Source organism: Streptomyces lacaronensis (genome assembly GCF_047337785.1).
GTDB classification, from domain to species: domain Bacteria; phylum Actinomycetota; class Actinomycetes; order Streptomycetales; family Streptomycetaceae; genus Streptomyces; species Streptomyces lycopersici.
Genome location: NZ_JBLHDK010000003.1, coordinates 3,815,148 through 3,831,148, shown reverse-complemented (window position 1 = coordinate 3,831,148; position 16,001 = coordinate 3,815,148). Strand labels below are relative to the sequence as shown.

The following is a 16,001-nucleotide window of genomic DNA, read 5'->3' as shown; positions in this document are numbered from 1 at the left end:
GTGCGCGGCGGCAATCGAACACCGTCAGTCCATGCGGCGAGGCCCACCCAGCAGGCCGGATTCGATGTCAGTCGGATGCGTCGCCACGTAGAGCCGCGACTGACGATCACACCAAAGAGTGACCCCGTCCGGAAGCGTGGACAGTGATTCGACATCCGTGGACGGCAGTCCCATGATGCGTCCGACCTGGGTGGCCTCCTCGGGGGACACCCGCTGGACGCCCACCAGGTCCGCGTTCTCCATGAGCCGGGGGGCGACCGGGCTCAGGTAGGGCAGAAGCGTCAGCACGGACTGCCACGGCGCCGAAGTCACCCGCCCGCGCGGCGGTCGCATGCCCGCGTCACGGATCACCAGAACGGGACTGCCGATCGACGGCCCCTGCGGTGGCACACGTCCCACATCGTGGAGCGTCATGCTCTGGTACCCGCCGTTCGCGGCCTGTGCCAATGACGCCCACATCTGCTGACGGCCGGTCTCAACGGTGACCCGGGCGCCCGTGGCCACCGCTCGCAACCCGATCACCTGCGCCGTCCACAGCCCTCCGACCAGGACCACGTTGAAGGGTGTGGGACGGTGCAGGCCCAGCACGGCGGGTTGGTCCCGCGCGCCGACACCGATCACCACCCCGTCGTCGCCGATCGGCAGCGCCAGTGCGTCGAACTGCTCCGGGGGGAGCTCATGTCGTTGACGCCGGGGTCCGATCAGCCCGAATCCCCGTCGCGTCCTGTGCGGGGCGGGAGCCACGGGCTCGTCCGGCTGACCGGGCATATGGCCAGGTGTGGAGGCCGGGGCGTAGGAAGGGCCACCTGAGACGGTCGTCGGCATGGCCATCAGCGGGTCCCTCCCAGGGGCAGAGTGGCGAGTACGCCGGGTACCTGCTCGCGGTCCAGCCGGGCGAGACCCACCCGCACCCCACGGGCGGTGCGCTGGAGCTCGCGCCTCATCGCGACCAGGTCGTCCGCGCTATGACCCGTGATCCGCACATGCCCGCTCACCGTGGGCGCGGGGCGGCCGCTCTGCGTCCCACCCCGTCGCAGGGTGAGACTGAGCGTGGTCGCGAGGGCGGGCAGTGAGGTCAGCAGCGCGGCCAGTTGGGGAAGGGGCGTGGCTCCCGGTCCCAACTGTGGCCACCTGCTGACCCAGTAAGTGGTGTGCCACCGGTCGTCGCAGCGCCAGGCCCGTGTGCTCTCGACCGTGCGTCGACTGAGCGTGTTGGTCTGCCGGGCCTGCGCCGTCGCCCTCGGATTGACGCTCGCGGCGGTGGCGATCGCCGCCGTCACGCCTTCCTCCGGCAGGAGCGTCACGCCGAACCCCGCCCCCTGTAGCCTGCTCGACAGCTGATCCGCCGCCCGCAGCACACACCGCTGCGCGCCTTCGAGGCCCCCGCCCCGGGCCGCGACGGCCTCCGGGCAGAGCTCCGGGTCGAACTTCAGGGCCACCCACGTCAGACGGACCGCGGGCGCGCCGGTCTGCTCCTGAAGCGGCCCGTAGTTGCGCACGGGCACCGTCTGCGCCGACAGCTGGGGTGCGGGTGCCGGCAACGCATGCTGCACCACCTGCACGGACTCCAGCAGGATTCCGTCGACGTCCATGGCGTCGCGCAGCAGCGAAAGCGGCAGCGGACGCTGCATACGGTGCGGGCGCAGCGGTGAGTCCGTGGCGTCCACCTGGAGGATCGCGGTCAGAAATGTGCCGTCGCCCACCAAGCCGACCATGCGCCGCTCGCGATCGGTGAACGTATAGGTGCGCAGGGCCGGTTCGCACTCCAGGGCCGGTGTGAAACCGGGGTCCGTGCCCGCGTCGAGCGGCTTCGCCGCCTGCCGCTGGCGCCTGCGAAGTGCGAGCGCGGTGCTCAGCCATTCCGGTATCGGCTGCTGATGACGCGTGACCACGGCCAGCAGAACCAGGACGACACCCACGACTCCAGCGGGCACCAGCAGGAGCTTGTCGACCACCCCGGCGGCCAGCACGATCGCCGCGGCCACCTCGATCAACACGAATTGCTGTAGCCGCAGGGGGCCGATGCTGCCGGGCCGGGACATCGTGCGGGGGGTGGTGGAGGTGATGGGAGCCGCTGTCGGGGGAGCGTCAGCGGGTGCGGGCGGACGGGGTCCGCTCGGTGCCCCTCGGCCGGACGCGCTCCTCGCGGCACGTGCGCGCGTTGCGGCAGCCATCCCCGTCAGCCCCCTAATGTCCGAAACCGGCCCGAACGGCCCGGTCGCCGTTGCCCCGGTGAGTGTCCCCGGGCGGCATGAGCCAGTTCACTACCGGCATAGTAGAGGGTCGGTACGACGCCAGGACCGAGGGCAGGCCACCTGACTACCGAGGCCGAAAAGCGGGGAGAAGCGGCTAAAAATGGCATCACGGCGGGATGAACTCAACGCCTATATCTATGCGAAGAAGCGGACAGTCGCCGCCTTTTTGCAACCCACGCCGAGCGGCACGGAGGAGGGTGCGCCGCGTCCGCTGCGCGCGGTCCTTCCCGGAGTCGTCGTCGGGGCCCTGATCCTCGCCGGTTTCGGCGCCTGGGGGATGTTCAAGCCCGTCGCCCCCAAGGGGTGGGACACACCGGAATCGCATGTCATCGTCGGCAGTGACTCCACCACTCGGTACGTCATCCTGAAGACCGGCGGCAAGCCCCAACTCCACCCGGTGCTGAACCTCGCCTCCGCCAAGCTCCTGCTCGCCCCCGAGAAGTCCAGCATCATCAAAGTGAAGGAGTCGGAGCTGGACGACGGCCACATCCCGCGAGGCCCCACGATCGGCATTCCGTACGCACCGGACCGCATCCCCAGTGCGGACGAGGCGAAGAAGCGCATGACGTGGGCGGTTTGTGAACAGCCGGGCGGCAATGGGAAGACCACACAGAAGGCCGTCTTCCTCTTTTCCGACCGGGACCCGAAGCTCAAGAAGCTGCATGGATCCCAGGCGCTCCACGGTGGCCAGGCCCTCTACGTGCAGGGTCAGGACGGCGCCCGTTATCTCGTTGACCCCCGGGGTGTCAAGTATTTGATCGGCGGTCGGGACTGGAAGGCCAAGTCTGCCGAGGACGCCAATCTTCTACAACGCTCGATCTTTCACGACGGTGCGAAGCCGCAGCGAGTCACCAAGGACTGGCTGGCGACCTTCAGGGACGGGGCACCAATCGACTTTCCGCAGGTCCCGGGTCAGATCGGGGATGACGCCGGGGTCCCGAGCCTCGGCGAGGCGAACCGGGTCGGCATGGTGCTCGAAGCGCCCACCGGAGCCAGCACCCAGAAGTACGTGGTGCTGCCGGGAAAGGTCCAACGTGTCTCCGAGTTCGTGGCCAAGCTCCTACTCAGGAGTAAGACCTCTATCAATGAGGCGAGTATGGCCAAGCGAGTGGCGGCCCAGTCGTTCAACCCGGACACGGAGAACGATTTCTATGGCCAGTACCACTGGCCCAGCGAAATCCCGAGCCAGGCCAACTCCGTCGATCTCGCGCTGGGCAGCGGAGCGCGGGACACCAGTTGCAGCATCTTGGACGGGGTGACCACCAAGGGCGGTGCCAAGGTGGCGACTTGGGCTGGGAAGGACTTCCCGGCCACCATCCCGGACGGCGCCACCAGCGCCTATGTGACCCCGGGGTCGGGAGTGCTCTACCGCCAGGTGAGCGGCCGACAGATCAAGAACGGTCCGGTCTTCCTGGTGACCGACACCGGTCTTCGCTACTCGGTCCAGTCCAACAACGATAGCGATTCCGGCAAGTCGAAAATCGGTGACCAAGGCTCGGACAAGGACAAGGCCACTCAGACCCAGCAGGACGTCAACATGGCCCAGCGCAGCCTCGGATACCAGGACGTCAAACCGACTCCGGTGCCCGTGGACTGGTCCGAATTCCTGCCCACCGGTCCACGTCTCGACGCCAACAGTGCCAAGCAGCCCCAGGGTTCATAGGACATGAGGAAGCCCGAACACATGAGGCGCACCATCCAACCCCTCGCCCTGTCGGCGGCGACCGTCCTCATGGCACTGACGGCGGCAGGCGGACCGGCATCGTCCTCCGCGGCTCCGGAACTGTCCCTCGCGGGCAGTGGCGAATGCACCTACCCCGCCAAACAGATAAAGGGCACCCCCTGGTCCCTCCAGCGGGTCATGCTCGACCAGTTGTGGCAGGACACCAAGGGGCTGGATTCGAAGGGCCGTCCGGTCAAAGTCGCCGTCATCGACACCGGCGTCGACAACACCAATCCTCAGCTCAAGGACGCTGTCGACACCAGCAAGGGCAAGGAGGTCCGTAAGGGCGGCAAGAAGAGTCTGTCCAAGGGGAAGAAGGGCGACGGGACGGACGACTCGGTCGGCCACGGCACCAAGGTCGCCGGCATTATCGCCGCCCGCCCGCGCTCGGGCACGGGATTCATCGGCATGGCACCGAAAGCCAAGATCATCCCGATCCGGCAGAACGATGAAAATGGCTCCGGGACGACCGACACCATGGCCACGGCTATCGACTGGGCGGTGGACGCGGGAGCCCGCGTCATCAATATCTCCCAGGACACCGTCAAGCCGCTCCAGACGAACAGCACGCTAGAGCAAGCTGTTGAGAACGCGCTGCGAGCGGATGTAGTCGTGGTCGCCTCCGCCGGAAACGACGGTCTCGACGGCAAGGTCAAGAAGACCTACCCGGCCGCTTACGACGGCGTCCTCGCCGTCGGCGCCTCGGACCGCAACAACGAACGCGCTCCTTTCTCCCAGCCCGGCGACTTCGTCGATGTCGCCGCTCCCGGCGTGGAAATGGTCTCCACCGTCCCCAAGGGCGGCCAATGCGTGGACAACGGCACCAGCTTCTCCGCGCCCTACGTCGCCGGCGTCGCCGCCCTGATCCGCGCCAAGCACCCGGAGTGGCACCAGGACGAGGTGGTTGCCCAGATCGAGCAGACCGCTGAACGCGCCGTCAACCACCATGACCGCTTCATCGGCTGGGGGGTCGTCGACCCTGTCCGCGCCCTCACCGACGACGAAACCCGCATCGACCACGTCACGCTGGACAAGGGCTCAGCCCACGACGTCGCCGCGCCCGACCCCGCTCCCATGCCCCTGGGTGAGACCCCTCAGGAGCGCAAGGAACGCCTCGCGACGTACTCCGTGGGCGCCGCTGCCATCGTGGCGGCGGGCATCGCGGGCCTGGCGGCAGTTCTCAACGAACGGAGGCGGCGGCGCTCCGGCATGGCTGAGTAGGAGTACTCATGGACGTCTGCGAAGCGTCATCTACACTGAGCTATTTGACGTAACTGTGAGTCGGGGGGATCGGGGAGCGTATGTCGACGTTCGAGGCGGAATGGGCGCAGGCGAAGCGGGAGGCGTCCGGTGACACCGGGATGAGCCTTGCGAGCGCCGACAACAAGCCTGGCTGGGAGCAAGGCGGATCGGGCAACTTGAAGTCCAGCAAGAACGCCTGGACCGCAGCCGGTCGGAGCGTCGGCAAACTCCGGGGGGGACATCGAGACCGCGCTGACGAAGCTGGAGGGGGACCAGACCGGCCTGGGCGCGGGCAGCAAGAGCGGCGGCATCGAGAGCGCGGCGGCTCAGCGGGAGCTCTACAACTCCTGGAAGCGCTACCTGAAGGCCGTGAGTGGGAAGTGCGGGGCGATTCAGGACCGGCTTGAGAGAGCCGGGGATCACCAGTACAAGAACGACGAGGCCACCAAGTGCGCGTTCGACGGGCTGGACGTCCTCTACAAGGACACGAAGCCTGTCGGCGGTGAGAGTCGGGGTCGGTGACGCGGACCAGTGGATCACGCGACTCTCAAATCTCTGAAGCCGTCGGAGTTCGAGGATGCCGCGGGTGGCTATCGGACCGTCGGCGACATGGCCAGTCAGGCCAAGGACGACCTCGAGCAGCGGATAGCCGCGGGCATGCGGAAGACGCTCGAGGGCGAGGCGGTTGACGCCGCGGTGGTGCAGCTCCGGAAGCTGGCGACGAACTTCCACTACACCCAGGTCGAATGTGCCCTCATCGCCACCGCGCTTAACTCTCTGGCCTACGAACTGCGGGCAGCCAAGGACAAGCTCGACGCCGCTGTGGCGGACGCCGAGGCGGAGAAATTCATGGTGGGCTCCGATGGCTCGGTGAGCTACCCGGCGGCCGGCGACAAGGTCGACGGCAAAGTGCCGGATGGCGGCACGGTCACGGGCAGCGCGAAGGGCAAGCCGACGAACCAGCCGATCGACCCGACCGGCGACGCGAATGACGCCGCCGACGCTCTGGAACGCCAGGCGGGGAACATCCACCCCAATCCGAACTTCGGCCGTGCGGTGGTCATCGCTAACCGCATCGCCCAAGCCGTCGATGACGTCACGCAGGCGGACGAGAAGTGGGCTCCCAAGCTACGCAAGTTGAAGGCCGACGACGACCTGCACGCTTCCCGTTACGACTGGACCGACGCCCAGAGGACACGAGCGGTGTCCGCAGCGGAGCCAAAGACTACCTCGACGACATCAAGCATCCGCCCAAGGACGGTAGTCCCAACGATAATGCGAAATGGTGGAAGGGGCTTTCCGATCAGGAGAAGGCCGACTATGCCGCCATGTACCCCGCCAGCCTCGGCAAAGTGGATGGTATTCCTGCGGATGTCCGTGATGAGGCGAACCGCATTAACCTGGCGGAAAAACGAGCCGACTACCAGATTCGGCTTGACGCGATTCCAAAAGAACCCACGAAATTCAGGGATCTCGGTCCCAACGCTACGGCCTACACTCAGGAATGGCTTGACTGGCACCATAAGTATGAAGGAGAGAAGAAACGTCTGGAAGGTGCCCTGAAGGGCATGGATGCCATTCAGGATCGATTCGACCAGACCGGTCGAAAGGAATTGCCGGAGGCATACCTGCTCGGTTTCAGCCCCGAAGGACGAGGGCGTGCGATTGTCGCCAATGGAAATCCAGACACGGCCGACCACACCGCCGTCTATGTCCCTGGCACAACCTCGAACCTCAGTAAAGTTCATGGGGACATCAATCGCATGACCAACTTGTGGCATGCATCCGAACCACTGGCGCCCGGGCAACAGGTCTGGACCATCACCTGGCTTGGCTACGACGCCCCGCAGAACATTGTCACAGACGCCACTCGCCCCGGGTACGCGAATACCGGCGCACCCGCGTTCAACCAGTTCGTCGATGGTCTGAACGCATCGAGTGAGTCGGGGACGGATAGCCACGTCACCGCGATAGGCCACTCCTACGGATCCACCCTCATCGGTTCCGCAGCACGTCAGGGCGACCTGAATGCGGACGACATCATCTTCGCCGGAAGCCCGGGTGTCCAGGTCGGCAGTGCAGAGGACCTGGACGTACCCAAGGGGCATGTCTGGAACGAGTACGCTGATGGAGATCCAGTACCTGAACTTGGTCGTGCATTCCACGGTGGTGACAAGAGCAGTCGCTTCTGGGAGGACGCGGACATGCCCATCATTCCCGCTGATGTCGAATTCGGGGCGCATCAGATGACGACCGACACCGAGGGGCACAGCGGCTACTGGGATTACGACTTGAATGACGAAGACAGTTCGCAAAGTCTACTCAACCAGGCCAATGTGGTGGTGGGGCGACATGACAAGGTGCAAATCAGTGACTAGCTCCGCAGGCAGCCGAATCGGCATCCTTTCGCCCCTCGGTATTATTATGTCTCTGGCTGCGGTAGTTGCATTGGCAGGGTGCTCGGGAATGAGTGACAAGAAGAAGGACGAGCTGGGCTACACGCCGAAGACGCGACACGTTGCTGACGCGGAGGAAGAAGCGGCTGGCCTTTCCAGCGAGATCTTCGATGTGATTAACCTGCGTGGGAAGACGAGTAAACCGGGGCCATCGGTCGCCCGCTGTGGCGGCAAGGATGAGGAAAAGTTCTACAAGATCAACCATGCTTGGTCTTTGTGGGGCGTGCCGGTCAAGGACATGAAGCAGGCAATGTCGAAGCGCAAGGAAGATCTTCTGCAGAAGGGCTGGAAGATCGTCAAATACGGGCTGGACAAGAGCCCGAGCAAAAGCCCTGAGCTCATCGCCGATTCCACGAAGAAGCAGTACTCGGTCAGCATCCATCTCTACGACGAGAGCGACAAGACCGGGTCCAAGGCGCCCAAGTCGTTGATCTATGTACTTCTGACCTCGGCCTGCTTCCAGGTTCCCGACGGCAAGACCGTGGACGAGTACTGACCATACGACTTGACTTGGAGGCAGAGGCTCCACTTCGGCCCACCTCCCCGCCGTGCACAGCTGCGGTGCTTTCGCCCTGCGAAATAGGTATGCGTACTCATGTGCGCCTGTGGTGAAGTCGCTAGTGTCATCAGATGTGGCGTGTGCCTCGTATGCCTTGTTTGGGGGAGGAGACTGTTACTGAACCGTCGACGGCCCGCACCTACGGGGCAGTTGGGGTGTCCAACGCTGATGGATAGAGTGGGCTAGGACATCGTTGGTGTCATACGGGGAGGGACAGCGTGAGGCCCATAGAGCCGGGGTCTGAGCCACAGACGCCGTTCGGCAAGAAGCTCGTCAAGGAAGCCGAGACGCTTGCCAAGTTCAAGAAGCGCCTGGACAAGGTACTGACCGACCTTGATAAGTCCCCGGCATCCCGCAAGACGATCTCGCAACAGTCCATCACCAGGGACGCGTACGGCTCGGGCACTGGATTCACCTCCGCTGACGACCTGGCCAACCTCTACGAGAAGGTCCACGTGCGACTGGAGACCCTGTCCAAGTCCTTCGGCGATCAGATCGAGGCCATGGGTCTCATGGCGATCGTCGCCGAGCGTGGCTTCGACGGCATGGACGCCGAACAGGCCCGTCGAATGCGGGAGATCCAGGCACGCGCGCAGAAGTACTACCGTGACCCCGCCGAGAAGCACGCTGATCAGAGCGGGAATCACGGCGGCAAAGAGGTCGGGGGCGACGCGCTGTGAGGGGGAGAAGGTAGATGGCCGGAGGGAAGTTCGAGGATCGGTCGCACGACGAGCTCTACAACATGGTCGCGACCGCGAAGCCGGGCGCGCTGACCGACGTCGGGGCCGCTTTGTCGGCTGCCTTCGACGACATCAGTGCCATCGCGGAGGAACTCAAGGCACACGCCGAGCGGGTGCACTGGGAGGGTGAGGGCGCCGACGCCTTCCGTGAGTGGGGTCGTGAGGTAGCCAAACAGACCCACAAGATGGCCGAGTACACCCTGCTCGTCGGCGTACACATGACTGCTGCGGGCCAGGGCCTGACCGAGGTCAAGGCAGCGATGCCGGCCCCGACGGCGGCGGACGACAAGAAGCACAAGAACGATGCGGAAAAGGCGGTCGCGGACAAGCACCACCTTGAAGCGCTCCAGCAGATGGACAAGCTGGACTCGTATTATGAGACGGCGCATACCGAGATCAAGGACCTGGAGGAGCCGAACTTTCCGCCCCTGCCAACCGGGTTCGTTCCGCCCCGTAATGAAGTCGACTCTGGGCCTCAAGGGGGGTCGGGAGAGGAAACGACTGGCGGTGGAACCGCCGCCGGTACCTCGTCACCGATCACTGCTGCTCATTCGCAGAAGCCCTTGGGGGCTGATGGCGCTGGCACACATGGACCCGTAGTGGATCCGGGCACGATGCCGGATGCGCATACGACTATCGACTCCACGGACACTCTGCCTTCACCTGAGGTCATCGACAAGACCAGGCATCCAGCTTCACCGCCTAATATGCCGGAGCGGCAACCGACCCCTGTGGTGCCCAACGGCCCCCGGCCGCTTTTGCCTAGCGCTCCGCCGCCGATGCGAGGTGGGGGGAAGCCTGTACGAGAGCCCATTGGCCCCTACCAGGGCGCCGTAAAGCAGCCTCGGCCGACGAGCCTTCCTCGAACCGGGTTGCCTGACGGCATTCACGGCGGGCAACAGGCTCGCCCACCGGGGCAGACCAACACTCCCCGGATTCCCCGAGGCAGGGTTATCGGAGAAGAGCAAGGGCTCATGAGGCGTGGGCCGATGGGACCCGCGACGCACGGCTTCAAAGGCACGCCTTCGCCTGCGAACGGCGGGCCGGGCCGACGGCTCGCCTCAGAGCCGGGTGGCACCGTGGACAGTCCACGAGGACCGAACAACGCGAATGGGCAGCGTCTGCCGAAGGGCACGGTCGTCGGAGACGAACATGGCATCCCTCCGAGGCGTGGTCCCCTGGGCACGGGGGGTGTGCCTGCTGTTGGGGGTGCGCACGCGCCCGGGAGCAGCGGCGGCCAGGGTCGGCGGCTCGCCTCGGAGTCGGGAGGTTCCATCAGCGGTAGGCGTTCTGCACGCGGAACACAGTCCGATTTCACCCCAGGCGGATCCGGGCTTGTGCGCGGTAACCAGGAGGAGTCTGAGTCGATGCCGCGGTCTGGTAGGGCAGCCCCGAACTGCTCGGAGCCCTCCGGCTCCAGGCCCGATTACCTTCAGGAAGACGAAGAGAGTTGGTCGGGTGGACGGCGTGACACGGTCCCGCCGGTCATCGAGTAGATCGACAGATCCCTGTGCAATGCCGAGGAGAGCACTTACCTATGCCATTTCAGAAGTACGGAGCGCGGCGGCGCTCTCTGGCGGCTCTGGCGACACTCGGAGCCAGCCTCATGGTGGTGGGTGGTATTGCGCCCGCGGCAGCTGCACAGGACATCAGCTCTCAGCAGTGGTATCTGAAGGACATGCAGGCCGACGACATGTGGAAGGTGAGTAAGGGCAAAGGGGTCACTGTCGCCGTCATCGACACTGGCGTGGATGATTCACTGCCAGAGCTCCAAGGTCGGGTCCTCGACGGTATAGACGCCTCTGATAAGGCTACCGATCCCAATGACGATCCCAACGGGCACGGTACTAATATGGCAGGCCTTATCGCAGGTACCGGTAAAGGCGGTGGCATTCAGGGGCTGGCACCTGAGGCGAAAATTTTGCCGGTGAAAGCATCACTCATCGACATGAAGTCGGAATCCGTCGGATCAGTGATGGCAAAAGCCATTAAATATTCTGTTGATCACGGGGCGAAAGTCTTGAACGTTTCGCTCGGAGTGACGGGACTTCCTGCATACTTCTCCAAAACTCAGAGTGCCGTGAACTACGCCCTCAAAAAGGGAGCCTTGATTTTTGCGGCAACTGGAAACGCCGGTGACAAGGAGAACCATTCCGAATACCCTTCGGTGCTTCCCGGTGTCGTTGGCGTAGGCGCCATTGATCGCACAGGCAAGGTGGCCAAATTTTCAACGACCGGTGATCAGGTCGGTTTGGTGGCGGTCGGAGACAAGATCCCCGTGCGGTGTAAGGACATCGAGTCGGTCTGCATGACGCACGGAACCAGCGATGCAGCCGCCATCACCTCCGCCTCCGCCGCCCTGATCTGGTCCAAGCACCCCAAGTGGACCAACAACCAGGTCCTCCGCGTCATGATGCAGACCGCCGCGAAGCCCAAGGCCGGTGACGTCCCAAGCAGTTACCTCGGGTATGGCTCGGTCCGGCCTCGCAAGGTGCTCCTCGATGGCGAAGGGGACCCGGGGCCGGCCAACACCAATCCGTTGCTTGCTCGTGAGGGAGCGACGAAACCAAAGCCTTCCGAGTCGGCGTCTAAGTCGGCAGGGGATGCCTCACAGCCTCCCGCATCGGATGAGCAAGCCGCTAAGAAACCCGCAGCGGAGGCCAAGGCGAGCGACGACGGCGGTAACACGACGCTCTGGGTCGCCTTGGGTGCGGGTGTTGTCGTGGTCGTCGGGGCCGCGGTCGCCTTCACTGTCGTACGGCGTCGTGGTGGAACGATGGCCAGGCCGTAACCAGCACCAACAACAGCTATACGCTTCCTGCCATGTCGGGTAGGAAACTCCACAGAGCGGTGAGCTGACGAAAGAATCCCCAGCTCGGCTCACCAACACATCATGGGGGAAGGTGGAAAGATGTCGGGCTCGCAGCGGATAAGCGACGCACATTTCAAGAAGTTCGAGGGCGACCTCGGCCGCGTCAGCGAGGACCTCTCGCAGAACCTGCGCACGCTGATCAACGCCATCGACACGGTGGAGGCGGCGTGGACCGGTCAGGGTGGAAGCGCGTTCCGGCGGGCGCAGATGAGCCTCAACGAGGATCATGAGGCCCTGCGACAGCTGATCGTCAACATCCACGAAGCGGTGCAGCTCACGCACCGTTCCGGCGGTGCCAACGACACCGAGATCGCATCGCAGCTCCGCAGCGTTGACGTCAATGGCAGCGCGGCGGGCGGGCACCTCGGCAGCGGTGCGGATGGCCTGGCCCACAGCAAGGTCGACCAGTTCTAGTCGGTTGAGGGCGCCATCACGGCAGGCCCTTGCGGCCGAAACGATCGACAACCATCAAGACACCATGAGGGGTGGAGCATAAGTGTCCGATGACGGGATGGACATCAAAGTCACATACAACTCACTCGAGGACACCGCCGGTGACCTCGAGCGCGGTGCCAGGGTGGTGAGCCAGCAGATCGAGGCCATCATCGCCGCGGTCAAGGCTGTCACCGGTGGTTGGGAGGGCGAGGCTCACCAGATGATGCTGGCCGCCGAGCGGCAGTTCAAGACGCGCGCCAACCACATCGAGAGCACGCTCAAAGAGGTCGCGACCAAGGTCAGGACCGGCAGCATGGACTACCACGCGACCGACAAGAAGTCGGCCCAGCTGTTCCAGGACATCACCATCTGAGGCTGCGGTCGCAAGAACATGGGGGTGGGCAACCGCTTCAGCGGTTGCCCACCCCCATGTTCACGTTCTACCGCAGTCCCCGTTTCGGCGGCGGTGCCACAACCTTCGGATCCGGATATTCGGGATCTTCCCGGCAGTCCAAATCCGACGTTATCCGTTTCGCCAAGGCGATGAGCAGCTTGGCGTGCGAGTGGTCGCTGACAGTGAAGTAGTCGCGCATGGCGAACTCCAGGGAACGGTCTTCTCCCGATCCCTTTGCGCCGCCGCTGCCGACATCACACGCAACGAGAAGCCTGCCTGCGTCCTCGGGACCGACAGTGGTCGTGTAGTGCACCGACTGGCCCGACGGAGGTGAGTGAGGAGTCCACGCCACGGTGATGGCGAGCAACTCCTTCCCGTCGGCCTTGTCCGTCAAGGTACAGAGGTCCTCGGGCGTGCTTCTCCTGGCCGGCTCCTCGTGCAATGCCTTCGCGACTTGGTCGGTGCTCTTGGTTTTGACCGGATAGACCTTGCTGGGTCCGTTCGGCTCCCGGGCCTCCTTCGCGATGGCATCGTCGAACAGGCCGCCGCAGGCTTGGGCGACAGGAATGAGCCCGGCGCCGGAGGTCGGCTTCGCCGCAGTCGGCTTCGACGTCCCGGATTCGTCGTCGCCACCGCCACAGCCTGTGACGGCGATCACGGACGTGCAGGCGAGGGCCGCCAGACGCCCAAGAGTCAGACGAAAATTGCGTGGCACGATCTCTCCTGTCGGCTCCATTAGCTGCCGCTCCCGGTCAGCTGGGCGTCCCCCACGCCACGGATGTAGCCAGCCTTTACGCGCTCGCTGGCCTGGTTGTACCAAGCGCTGTCGTCGAGACCGGGGTGGGCGGCGATATAGGCATCGAGTGGGTTGACCGAACGACGCTGGCTCGCTTCGACGAACTTCTTCTGCATGTTGTGAGCGTCCGCGTCGACCTTGGCGTCAAACTCCTTCTGCTGTTTCTCGATCTCCCGGTCGATGTTGATGCCCGTCTGGGTGTCGATTGCACCGGTGGCGGCGTCCACGAAGGGCGTGACGAAAGGCGTTGCCCGGGCCGCCTCGAACGGCACGGTGACGAGGCTGGTGACGGTGGAGATTCCGGTACTGGTCCGGTACTTCTGCCACTCTCCCGCCTCCGACAGCTTCCTCGCCTTCTCCTCTTTGCTGTCATTCGCGTCGCTCATGATGGCGTCCGAGCGGGCCTCGTCCAGGATGCCCTGCGTCTCCGCACCGCTGCCCAGAGCCAGAGTGAGAGAGTCGTCCGCATTCGGGTGGGCCTTGAGAACGTTTGTCGTGAAGTCGTGCTGGGCCGCGGAGAGAATCTGGTAGCCGCCGTCATCCCTGCCGACCGCCGACAGGAAGTTCTTGGCTGTTTCATTGGCGACGGAGATATCGGACGGGCCGAGAGCACCGAAAGCCGCGTCGCGGGTCTTCGACCCCGATTCGGCATCACCGTGGTTGGCCGTGGCCCAGTCCAGATTGTCGATGTATCCGGCGCCGACGCGGGCCAGGCTGTCACTGAGGCCGTGCTTGTCCGCGAGGATGCCGGAGTTGTCGCCGACAACGCTGATCAGCTGTGTCGCGACATTGACGCTGGCGGGGTTGCGGTGGAGGCCCAACTCGGGCTGGTCATACGGATGGCCCAGCGCGGCAGCCTCGAAGGCGTGCCCCAGTTCGTCGTAGCCGTAGCCCTTGCCGTCGTCGGCGTAGAAGTTCCCGTTCAGCCATTTGCGCTCTTTGAGGAGATACATGAGATCGTCGTTCGGCGGGACCTTCTCATCCTGTTCAACGCGGTCGCGGTGGAAAATTGTCTGGGCCGCTTCGGGATTATGCCCAAGCGACTCCATGTAGCCCGCCATGGGATCGACTCCGTGGTCATTGTCCTCACCGAAGTTGACGTACGTCTCGTATCCGTCGGGCCAGTAGAGATCCTTCAGGTCGTCCTTGTGCTTGCGGTCGAACTCGAAGAGGCCGCCGGTGCGGCCGTCCTGCTGTGCGGACCGGGATAGCCCTTGCCGTAGTCGACGAGGAAGTCCTTGTCGTACTCGCCGTACCGCAGCAGGCTGCTCATCACCTGGAAGCCATACGACCCTGGCGTGCTCGTCCCGGCCTCCCAGTCGGTGTCCATGACACGCTGGGGCCCCAGCTTGATGACGTCCTTCTTCCACTGCTTCATCGCATCGCTGTTGGAGTGAGAGGCGGTGGCGAGGGTGTAGCCCAGCGACTTCTGGAGTTTCTCCAGGTTTTTGGTGCGTTCGTCGCCGAATTGCTGGCCGGTCGTGACGTGCTGCCAGAATTCCAGAGTCTCTTTCGTGCCGAGGTCGGTGGCGAACTTCTCGGAAAAGTAGGGGTCGCCCTCGTGCCGGGAGAGGAGCGTGTTCGCCCGGGCGATCTCGGTAGGGCTGAGGTTCTTCTTGGACCGCACCAGCTTCTCGACCTCTTTGAGGTCCTTGGCTGCCTGCTCGCTCCCCGCCTTGGCGTCCTTGGTGCTGTTGTACTCGTCGGCGGAGAATCCTTCCTTCCGGCCGTTGCCGTCCTGTGTCAGAGCCCAGGCCACTTGAAAGCCGAATCCGCTGCTTCGCCCGCCCAATCCGAGTTGGTCGGGGGTGTCTGCACATCAGTGCGCAGATTCGTGCCGACCTGCCGGAACTTCCCCGGCAGGGTGCGCCATTTGCTGACCGCTTCGGTGAGTGGGGTGTGGTCGACGGTGATGAGGGAGTGATAGGTGACCATAAGTGCTTCCGCCTTGAGCTTGGATCGTCGTTCCGGGGGAGGGCAGGTGCTACCTGGCGACCTTGTCCTGGCCGCCGCCCTGCTTCTTCTTCCCTCGGTCGATCTGCTCGCCGACGCCCTTGTCGGTCACCTCGAAGTGCGTGGCCGCATCCCTCAACGGACCAGCCAGCCCCTGTGACAGGAGACCCTGGGCGTAACGCATCTGCTCCCGCCACCGCTCCTGGAATGTAGCGAAAGCCGCCGCGGAGTCGAGGCCCTTGAGACTCGCCTTCACCTGACCGGTCTCGGCCTTGGTCTCATTGTCCGCTTTGGCAAAGCCGGTGCTCACGTGGTCGACTTTGCCCGCCTTGCTTCGCAACACTGAAGCGGTGACCTTCAGCTTCTTCTGGGGAACTCCCCGGCCGCCATTGCCGTCGTCGAGCTGATTGAGCCGCATATGGGATTCCTACTGCTTTGCGGCTTCGGACCTGATCTCAGCCCATTCATCCTTGAACGACATGTTTCCCCCTGTGGCTCAGGCCGCAAAGCGAGCCTGCTTGCTTGACTTCAGACGTCAAGCTAGCAGGGGGCTGCGCGGACCGCAGCCCCGCACGT

The 16,001-nt window shown here is 64.3% G+C and carries 15 protein-coding genes and 1 pseudogene; 8 read left to right on the top strand and 8 right to left on the bottom strand.

The window, feature by feature from the left end; translation table 11 throughout:
* Positions 1–24 precede the first annotated feature (24 nt).
* Together ACMTAK_RS16075 and eccE are read right to left on the bottom strand one after the other, a co-directional pair.
* Complete coding sequence (locus ACMTAK_RS16075) at positions 25–831, bottom strand: hypothetical protein (RefSeq protein WP_413806871.1); 807 nt, start codon at positions 829–831, stop codon at positions 25–27.
* Entirely contained in the window at positions 831–2,174 is a 1,344-nt protein-coding gene (gene eccE / locus ACMTAK_RS16070) for a type VII secretion protein EccE (RefSeq protein ID WP_413806870.1), read from the bottom strand. The genes ACMTAK_RS16075 and eccE overlap by 1 nt, the downstream gene beginning before the upstream one ends.
* A gap of 181 nt (positions 2,175–2,355) precedes the next feature.
* On the opposite strand from eccE, the gene eccB reads away from it, so the two are divergent.
* From eccB to ACMTAK_RS16045, 5 genes and pseudogenes are all read left to right on the top strand, one after another.
* Complete coding sequence (gene eccB / locus ACMTAK_RS16065; protein ID WP_413806869.1) at positions 2,356–3,918, top strand: type VII secretion protein EccB; 1,563 nt, start codon at positions 2,356–2,358, stop codon at positions 3,916–3,918.
* 21 nt (positions 3,919–3,939) lie between these two features.
* Positions 3,940–5,199, top strand: coding sequence for a type VII secretion-associated serine protease mycosin (gene mycP, locus ACMTAK_RS16060; protein ID WP_413806868.1), 1,260 nt, complete (start codon positions 3,940–3,942; stop codon positions 5,197–5,199).
* Positions 5,200–5,751: 552 nt separating this feature from the next.
* Positions 5,752–7,598 (top strand): annotated as a pseudogene (locus ACMTAK_RS16055) (alpha/beta hydrolase).
* A gap of 88 nt (positions 7,599–7,686) precedes the next feature.
* Complete coding sequence (locus tag ACMTAK_RS16050) at positions 7,687–8,172, top strand: hypothetical protein (RefSeq protein ID WP_413806867.1); 486 nt, start codon at positions 7,687–7,689, stop codon at positions 8,170–8,172.
* 281 nt (positions 8,173–8,453) lie between these two features.
* Entirely contained in the window at positions 8,454–8,915 is a 462-nt protein-coding gene (locus tag ACMTAK_RS16045) for a hypothetical protein (RefSeq protein ID WP_413806866.1), read from the top strand.
* On the opposite strand, the gene ACMTAK_RS16040 is transcribed toward ACMTAK_RS16045, so the two are convergent.
* Positions 8,879–9,364, bottom strand: a complete 486-nt coding sequence (locus tag ACMTAK_RS16040) for a hypothetical protein (protein WP_413806865.1) — start codon at positions 9,362–9,364, stop codon at positions 8,879–8,881. The two genes, ACMTAK_RS16045 and ACMTAK_RS16040, sit on opposite strands and share 37 nt — an antisense overlap.
* Positions 9,365–10,512: 1,148 nt before the next feature.
* Between ACMTAK_RS16040 and mycP (ACMTAK_RS16035) the strand changes: the two genes are divergently transcribed.
* The 3 genes from mycP (ACMTAK_RS16035) (at position 10,513) to ACMTAK_RS16025 (ending at position 12,655) form a co-directional block, all read left to right on the top strand.
* Entirely contained in the window at positions 10,513–11,766 is a 1,254-nt protein-coding gene (gene mycP, locus ACMTAK_RS16035; RefSeq protein ID WP_413806864.1) for a type VII secretion-associated serine protease mycosin, read from the top strand.
* Positions 11,767–11,886: 120 nt separating this feature from the next.
* A complete protein-coding gene (locus ACMTAK_RS16030; protein ID WP_256655360.1) occupies positions 11,887–12,261 on the top strand; it encodes a WXG100 family type VII secretion target in 375 nt (124 codons plus the stop codon).
* Positions 12,262–12,358: 97 nt separating this feature from the next.
* Positions 12,359–12,655 (top strand): WXG100 family type VII secretion target, encoded by a 297-nt coding sequence (locus tag ACMTAK_RS16025; protein ID WP_413806863.1) that lies wholly within the window; start codon positions 12,359–12,361, stop codon positions 12,653–12,655.
* 67 nt (positions 12,656–12,722) lie between these two features.
* On the opposite strand, the gene ACMTAK_RS16020 is transcribed toward ACMTAK_RS16025, so the two are convergent.
* The 5 genes from ACMTAK_RS16020 to ACMTAK_RS16000 all read right to left on the bottom strand — a co-directional run bounded on the left by ACMTAK_RS16020 (position 12,723) and on the right by ACMTAK_RS16000 (position 15,843).
* Complete coding sequence (locus ACMTAK_RS16020; RefSeq protein WP_413806862.1) at positions 12,723–13,391, bottom strand: hypothetical protein; 669 nt, start codon at positions 13,389–13,391, stop codon at positions 12,723–12,725.
* 20 nt (positions 13,392–13,411) lie between these two features.
* Entirely contained in the window at positions 13,412–14,533 is a 1,122-nt protein-coding gene (locus ACMTAK_RS16015; RefSeq protein WP_413806861.1) for a hypothetical protein, read from the bottom strand.
* Positions 14,534–14,607: 74 nt separating this feature from the next.
* The gene (locus ACMTAK_RS16010) at positions 14,608–15,231 is read right to left on the bottom strand and encodes a hypothetical protein (RefSeq protein ID WP_413806860.1); all 624 of its coding nucleotides are present in this window, start codon (positions 15,229–15,231) and stop codon (positions 14,608–14,610) included.
* Positions 15,216–15,407, bottom strand: coding sequence for a hypothetical protein (locus tag ACMTAK_RS16005; protein WP_413806859.1), 192 nt, complete (start codon positions 15,405–15,407; stop codon positions 15,216–15,218). The genes ACMTAK_RS16010 and ACMTAK_RS16005 overlap by 16 nt, the downstream gene beginning before the upstream one ends.
* 49 nt (positions 15,408–15,456) lie before the next feature.
* Positions 15,457–15,843: a type VII secretion target gene (locus tag ACMTAK_RS16000; RefSeq protein WP_413806858.1), complete on the bottom strand. Its 387-nt coding sequence runs from the start codon at positions 15,841–15,843 to the stop codon at positions 15,457–15,459.
* Between the last annotated feature and the right edge of the window lie 158 nt (positions 15,844–16,001).

Excerpts from the sequence above, each read along its gene's own strand:
- ACMTAK_RS16005 (WP_413806859.1), bottom strand. The coding sequence starts at position 15,407 with ATGGTCACCTATCACTCCCTCATCACCGTCGACCACACCCCACTCACC.
- ACMTAK_RS16030 (WP_256655360.1), top strand. The coding sequence starts at position 11,887 with ATGTCGGGCTCGCAGCGGATAAGCGACGCACATTTCAAGAAGTTCGAG.
- eccE (WP_413806870.1), bottom strand. The coding sequence starts at position 2,174 with ATGGCTGCCGCAACGCGCGCACGTGCCGCGAGGAGCGCGTCCGGCCGA.
- ACMTAK_RS16000 (WP_413806858.1), bottom strand. The coding sequence starts at position 15,843 with ATGCGGCTCAATCAGCTCGACGACGGCAATGGCGGCCGGGGAGTTCCC.
- ACMTAK_RS16050 (WP_413806867.1), top strand. The coding sequence starts at position 7,687 with ATGAGTGACAAGAAGAAGGACGAGCTGGGCTACACGCCGAAGACGCGA.
- ACMTAK_RS16040 (WP_413806865.1), bottom strand. The coding sequence starts at position 9,364 with ATGCGCCGTCTCATAATACGAGTCCAGCTTGTCCATCTGCTGGAGCGC.
- ACMTAK_RS16015 (WP_413806861.1), bottom strand. The coding sequence starts at position 14,533 with ATGGCGGGCTACATGGAGTCGCTTGGGCATAATCCCGAAGCGGCCCAG.
- eccB (WP_413806869.1), top strand. The coding sequence starts at position 2,356 with ATGGCATCACGGCGGGATGAACTCAACGCCTATATCTATGCGAAGAAG.
- mycP (WP_413806864.1), top strand. The coding sequence starts at position 10,513 with ATGCCATTTCAGAAGTACGGAGCGCGGCGGCGCTCTCTGGCGGCTCTG.
- ACMTAK_RS16025 (WP_413806863.1), top strand. The coding sequence starts at position 12,359 with ATGGACATCAAAGTCACATACAACTCACTCGAGGACACCGCCGGTGAC.
- ACMTAK_RS16075 (WP_413806871.1), bottom strand. The coding sequence starts at position 831 with ATGGCCATGCCGACGACCGTCTCAGGTGGCCCTTCCTACGCCCCGGCC.
- mycP (WP_413806868.1), top strand. The coding sequence starts at position 3,940 with ATGAGGCGCACCATCCAACCCCTCGCCCTGTCGGCGGCGACCGTCCTC.